Source organism: Candidatus Poribacteria bacterium, assembly GCA_021295755.1.
In the GTDB taxonomy this organism is placed as follows: Bacteria; Poribacteria; WGA-4E; order WGA-4E; family PCPOR2b; genus PCPOR2b.
The window spans coordinates 1-6,345 of sequence record JAGWBT010000026.1 but is presented as its reverse complement, the minus strand read 5'-3'; the positions used below and the strand labels follow the sequence as shown (position 1 = coordinate 6,345).

The window sequence follows — 6,345 nt, the reverse complement described above, 5'->3', positions numbered from 1 at the left end:
ATAACAATTTTGGCATTCATAGCATAAGCAGAGGTAAGTCAATCAACAGATGAAGGATCGTCAGCTTTCGCATTTCACGCAAAGGAGACATGGATGAGAGAGACAATCAGCATAAGAGGGGCGAGGGAAAACAACCTACGGGACATAAACATCGAAATCCCCCGAAATAAATTGGTGGCTGTCACGGGGCTTAGTGGTTCTGGAAAATCGTCGCTTGCGTTTGAAACGGTTTATGCCGAAGGACAACGTCGTTTCCTAGAGTCGATGTCTACCTATGCCAAACGCTTCGTCGCACAGTTAAAGAAGCCGGATGTTGACTTTGTTGATGGATTGTCCCCCGTTGTTTCGATTGAACAGAAGACAATTACCATGAATCCGCGTTCGACCGTGGGCACGATGACCGATCTCTACGACTATATGCGGATGTTATTCGCCACGATTGGGATCTCTCACTGCCCTTATTGCAACGCTGAAGTTCCAACCCGAACCCCTTACCAATTGATGGAGCGTATACTGTCATTACCTGAAGGCACGGAACTCGAAATCTATGCCCCGGTCTTTAAGATCTACGGTGAAGATTATCCCTACCTCTTTGATGATGTCCGTCTGAAGGGGTGCCGCAGGGTTCGGATTAATGGTGATTTGCACGACCTCAGCGAAGAGATTGAGCTAGACGAACAGGTAGAGTACAACATTCAAGCTATCATCGACAGGTTTGTCATCAAACCAGATATTGACAAACAGATTCTTGCTACACTCGATCACGCTATACTCGTGGGTGAAGGCTTTATGAGTTTTCATATCCTGAGTCCGGACATAGCCGATAAAGATACCCGTGCCTTCTACAAGGATTTTGGTTGTCCTGAACATCGTGTAGTTATGGGCGAACTGGGGCCTCATCACTTCACCTTCAATGAGCCGGCTGGTGCCTGCGTTACATGTTCTGGGTTAGGAACGTACCTCCAAGTTCATCCCAATCTGCTTGTGCCGGATAGAACTCGCAGCATCATAGAAGGAGCATTTGTCAAGCAAGCCTTTAATTACGACCCAGATCGTTGGGATGGTCGGATGATGTACAGTCTGGCACGACATTACGATTTCAGCCTTGATGCGCCCTTCAAAGACCTCCCAGACGAGGTTATCGATCTCGTATTCTACGGAACGAGAGGAGAAAAGTTTAAGATTGTCATGCCGGAAGGCGCAAAGCAGGAAACCCACCATCATATTGGCAGAGAAATTGAGTTTGACGGCATTATTAACAGAATCGATCGGCACTATCGACATTACCGTAAGCGTGGGGAAGCACATTCGGGAATGGAGGAGTATCTACGGAAGGTGATGGTCGAACACACCTGCCCTGATTGCGATGGCAGTAAGCTGAAGAGACAGCGACTCCTGGTCACTATCAATGATAAACATATTCATGAATTGGGTGATATACACCTTGAAGAATTGGGGGTGTTTCTGGATGGAATCACCTCGATTCCAGAGCAAAAACAAGAGGCGGGAACTCGGGTGATTAAAGAACTTACCACCCGGATTGAGCTCTTACTCGGCATTGGTCTTGACTATCTCAACCTCAACCGGCGTTCAGCAACGCTTTCGGGTGGCGAATCACAGCGTATTCGGCTCTCAACGCAGATTGGCTCCGGCTTGATGGGGATGCTATATGTGCTCGACGAACCGACGATTGGACTTCACCCGAAAGATAATGTTAAGATGCTCAAAACGCTGAGACAGCTGCGCGATATCGGGAACACCGTTATTGTGGTGGAACACGATGAGACGACAATCCGAGCTGCAGACCACATTATTGAATTGGGGCCCGGTCCGGGGATTCATGGCGGAAAGGTAGTCGCGGAGGGACCTGCTGATAAAGTCTTGAAAAATCCGGTGTCGCTAACCGGGCAGTACATGAGTGGAGAGAAGGAGATTGAAATCCCGCAAGATCGGCGAGAAGCGAACGGCATTTCAATTATCATCCGAGGGGCGCGAGAGAACAACCTAAGAAATATTGATGTGGAGATTCCGTTAGGACTTTTTATCTGCATCACAGGAGCATCGGGATCCGGCAAGAGTACACTGATTAACGAAATCCTGTATAAGAAGCTCTATTCCATCTTCCACGATAGCCGTGTCCTATCTGGAGATCACGATAACGTTGAGGGCTACGAATATATCAGTGATGTAATCAACATCGATCAATCCCCGATTGGGCGTTCCCCACGCTCCAACCCGGCGACTTACATCGGTTTCTACGATAACATCCGAAAGCTCTTTGCAAGCACTCCGGAGTCAGAAGCACGCGGTTATACCGCTTCCCGATTCAGCTTTAACGTCAAAGGCGGGCGATGCGAGGAGTGCGGCGGTGAGGGTCAGATCACGACCAAACTGCACTTTATGCCCGATGTGGAAGTTCCTTGTCCTGCTTGCAAGGGGGCGCGATACAATGACGAAACCCTTGAGGTGACATATAATGGGAAAAACATTGCAGAAGTGTTGAAGATGTCGATTGAGGAAGGCGTTGACTTCTTTGCGAATCAGCGGCTCATCCATCATAAACTGAGTGTCCTGAACGATTTGGGTATGGGTTATTTACAGATAGGGCACCCAGCACCGATTCTTTCAGGTGGGGAGGCGCAACGGGTAAAATTGGCAAACGAACTCGGAAAGATTAAACGAGGTAAGCATAATTTCTACATTCTCGATGAGCCCACCACCGGACTGCATCTCGCCGACATTCAGAAGCTGTTAGATAGCCTGAACCAGCTCGTTGATTCCGGGCATACTGTGCTGGTGATTGAACACCATCTCGATGTGATTAAGACCGCAGATCATATCATCGATCTCGGTCCAGAAGGTGGGCATCGTGGTGGAGAGATTATCGCGCAAGGGATACCGGAGGCAATTGCTCAAACGTCTGGTTCCTATACTGGACAATTTCTCAAGCCCTACCTTACCCCATAAGCAAGAAGTAACCGATGCCTACAAATCAACTCTACTATGGTGACAATGGCTCATGTTAAAAGAAAGTGCAAAATACAAAATGCGTAAAACGTGATGCGTAAAACGTAAAAAACATTAGCAGGATTTACGCACTCCACATTGTAGTTGCCCGATTCATCGGGCGTTGGTAACGGTCTCCAACGGCGATGAATCGCCGAACTACAGGGCTTTGACCGTTCAACTGCGTAAGTCCTAATTAGTTCATTGGTTCATTAATAAACGAGTGCTATAAACATATCGCCCCTCTGGGGCTAAATGAACCGATGAACCAATGATTTTTACGTCTCACGCATCACGTTTTGCGTTATCAACAGCTGCAAACTAGCACCATTGGTTATAAGCCAACCAATGAAAGCAGTTCTCACATTAGCAGTTGGAACGGCTGACGTAGCGATCGGCACGGTGTATCATCAAACAACGGGCAACCGGTGCCGGTGTCAAGGACTTTATCTTGGGTTCTCCGCTGCGGCTCACGGGCTGCGGCGTATTGCTAACGCTATGGTAAGATATGAGTGGAGGTGATATGATGGACTTTCCTTATGATCAACCCCTTGAAGACGAGAAGCCTCGTCCGTTCACTTGGTTCATGCGCTACCGCGATATGGAGAGCTGCACCGAAGCTGCACCGAAAAAAGGTGTTTCGCTTAGAAGTCTAAAGCAGTATTCGGTAGATTTTCATTGGCAACAACGCTGCGAGGCATATGATACGCAGATCGCAAAAGAGGCGGCTAAGACATTGATGGAGAAAAGGCAAAATGAGCTTGATGCCTTTATTGATCAGGATTTTTCGATAGCAACGCGGATGCAGGGGTTGGTTGATAAAAAGTTGGAGGTATTGGAAGAGACTGAGGATGTGGATGTGAAGGAGCTCCGCACGCTTGCAGGAGCATACAAAGAGAGCCGTGTGTGGGTACAAGAATTATTGGGGCTACTGGAGGACGAAAGGGAGGGGACTGGTGAAAAAGGGTAGTTTCTGTGCTCTGATGCGGATGCGGGGCTTTGATTTTCCCGGTAAATCGGAATTTTCACTTCGTTTTAATATGCGTTTAATCTCCTAGGGCCTATACAATCTTTGGTGCGATGTACTATAAACATGTCGCCCCTCTGGGGCTGACTGAACCGAAGAACCAATGGTTTTCTGGGATTGTCTGGATTTTTCACTCAAATGTGCGGTAATTCAGAAATGTCTTATCATTTTTCCAGATTACGACATTTTCCAACGTATCGGTTTTTACCCGTCGGTTGGCGCGGTCAGAGAACGAAAGTGCGATATTATGTTTGCCCGCCGGTAAGCGCATCCGTACGAGAAAAATCTGATTCGGTAGGGTCTGCCATGAACGGGTGTCCGCACTTTCGGTGGCAACATTCAGTAAATTGACAAGTTTGCCCAGTGTTTCTCCCTCCTGATTGGCACGTCGGAAGCCGAGATACTTCAATACACCGCGCACAACCGTGCGGAGCATAATGGTCGGCAACTCCGATTCAAAGGTTTTCATCGCTGCGGATTCGATATCCTCAACCAAGACCCCGGAGGCACCCCCATACGCTGTAGATGCGTCAATACCGACGATCCTCGGACGATTTGAGCGATAAGCGGGAATTGCGACGCGCAAGAGGTATTCGATTTCGACTTCTTTATACCGTCGGTTACGTCTGCGCATCAGCGTGCGCCCATATTCACGCACCTCTTTTTCGTCTCGATCGGCGTCGTCTTGGACAATGGGATCGACCTTGAGAATGGGGAAGACTATGTTTTCCTCAACTTTGAAGGGGGCGAACCCTGTTTCGTAGAGTAGGATCAGCTCACCTGAATCGGGAATGTTCTCCGGCGGTTCGCCGTAGGTCGCCGCGTATCTCTCAAATTCCTCATGAAAGCCTAACTTTCCCGCGAGACGCACTAGAGACTTCCCCACATCCTGTGGAAAAGGCACCCCCAGCGGTCCGTACTGTTTATATGCCCTTTCTGCCCAGCGATAGGCGATGAAGGCATCATTCCAATCCCCCGCCCATTCATAGAGGATACCCGATAGATACGCGATGAAAGCAGCACCGACAAATTCGTAGTTTTCGTCGGCATCGGCGTAGAACTGCAGCAGCCTGCTCGCTTTCCGACATTCAACGAGTGCGTCGTCCGGCATGTTCAGATAGACATAATTGAATGCACGGTAGTAGTGGACCAGCAGCCGCTCATATTGACTGCCGGCGTATGAACGGAGGTTGTCTGATGTGAGGAGTGAGACGGCTTCCCGCGAGATGCTTTTGGTATACAGGTCATCGGAGGTAATCTCGGCGAGCTCAAATGTGCGGTTACTCTCATCAAACTTGTCGCCGTAGTGGGCGATGAGTCCACGTTCAAATAGGTACGGTAATTTGGCTTCTCCCTTACCGTCGGCATCCAATTCAATCAAGGCGGCATCGAAATCTCCCCCTTCAAAAGCAATTCGCACCTCTTCCATGCTGTAAGGGCTACACCCAACAGCCAAGCACAGCAGTGCCAAGAGCGGAAGAATTTTCACGGTTTGCATGGCTTGCTCTCTCTAAAAAGCTGCGCGTTTTCGTTCGATGAATTTCTTAATTTTCTTTTGACCAAGCCATATTTTTTCATTGGTTTCGATGTTGGTCAAGGTCAGGTCGGTTTGGTAAAATGTGACCTGTTTCCCGCCTTCACGGTCTTCGATCGTGTTGATCTGTCCGGTCATCATGTAGTCCGCACCCAACTCTTGCCCCATCGCCTTGACGGTTTCAAGGCTGGCGAACTTGCTCTGATCTCCCTTTTCATCGCGCAGTTCGCCACGCTCGATGGCACTGGCAACGACAGACACCAAACCGGAGTTGATGAATGCCCGCTCAATATCGCTGACAAATGTGGGAATTGCGATATGTTCTGTGCTGCGGTTGCGGATCGCACCAACGATGACAACCGGCTTTTTGCCTTCAGCACCGACGGTGTGCCGTGAGATCCACGGGTGATTGAGACAATCCGCAATCATCGCCTCGGAAACTTGGCGAGAGTCGGTATCGTTCCATCGTCCGGAAAGATCGATGGTTGTATCGACTTCGATACGCTCGACTGTTTTTGCTGAACCGCATCCCATAAGGGTGATGAACAAAATGCAAGCGATTGGGCTGATTACCTGTTTCATGATTCCTCCTGATTTTTGAGAGTGTATAGATTATGTTGAGGTTTCAACCTAGCCAGATAAGATTTGATACGAATCGTTACTAAACAAAGTTTACATAACAACTTAACTACGAGCAATTTATGGTAGATTTTAGAATTACATAGACACTCCTAATGCACAGCCAACCCCCTAAATCCCCAACTCCCCTGACAAGGGG

Annotated in this window: 4 protein-coding genes; 2 read left to right on the top strand and 2 right to left on the bottom strand. The window is 48.6% G+C overall.

Annotation, left to right across the window (positions count from 1 at the left end; genetic code table 11):
• Nucleotides 1-93 precede the first annotated feature (93 nt).
• Entirely contained in the window at nucleotides 94-2,967 is a 2,874-nt protein-coding gene (gene uvrA, locus J4G02_05080; protein MCE2393953.1) for an excinuclease ABC subunit UvrA, read from the top strand.
• A 562-nt stretch (nucleotides 2,968-3,529) separates the two neighbouring features.
• On the top strand, nucleotides 3,530-3,976 hold the full coding sequence (locus J4G02_05075) for a hypothetical protein (protein MCE2393952.1): 447 nt from the start codon (nucleotides 3,530-3,532) through the stop codon (nucleotides 3,974-3,976).
• A gap of 187 nt (nucleotides 3,977-4,163) precedes the next feature.
• Here the strand turns inward: J4G02_05075 and J4G02_05070 are convergent, their stop codons facing one another.
• Together J4G02_05070 and J4G02_05065 are read right to left on the bottom strand one after the other, a co-directional pair.
• Nucleotides 4,164-5,531, bottom strand: coding sequence for a hypothetical protein (locus J4G02_05070; protein MCE2393951.1), 1,368 nt, complete (start codon nucleotides 5,529-5,531; stop codon nucleotides 4,164-4,166).
• A gap of 12 nt (nucleotides 5,532-5,543) precedes the next feature.
• Nucleotides 5,544-6,149 carry a penicillin-binding protein activator LpoB gene (locus J4G02_05065; GenBank protein ID MCE2393950.1) on the bottom strand — a complete coding sequence of 202 codons (606 nt, stop codon included), beginning with the start codon at nucleotides 6,147-6,149 and terminating at the stop codon, nucleotides 5,544-5,546.
• Nucleotides 6,150-6,345: the final 196 nt, after the last annotated feature.

Excerpts from the sequence above, each read along its gene's own strand:
- uvrA (MCE2393953.1), top strand. The coding sequence starts at position 94 with ATGAGAGAGACAATCAGCATAAGAGGGGCGAGGGAAAACAACCTACGG.
- J4G02_05075 (MCE2393952.1), top strand. The coding sequence starts at position 3,530 with ATGATGGACTTTCCTTATGATCAACCCCTTGAAGACGAGAAGCCTCGT.
- J4G02_05070 (MCE2393951.1), bottom strand. The coding sequence starts at position 5,531 with ATGCAAACCGTGAAAATTCTTCCGCTCTTGGCACTGCTGTGCTTGGCT.
- J4G02_05065 (MCE2393950.1), bottom strand. The coding sequence starts at position 6,149 with ATGAAACAGGTAATCAGCCCAATCGCTTGCATTTTGTTCATCACCCTT.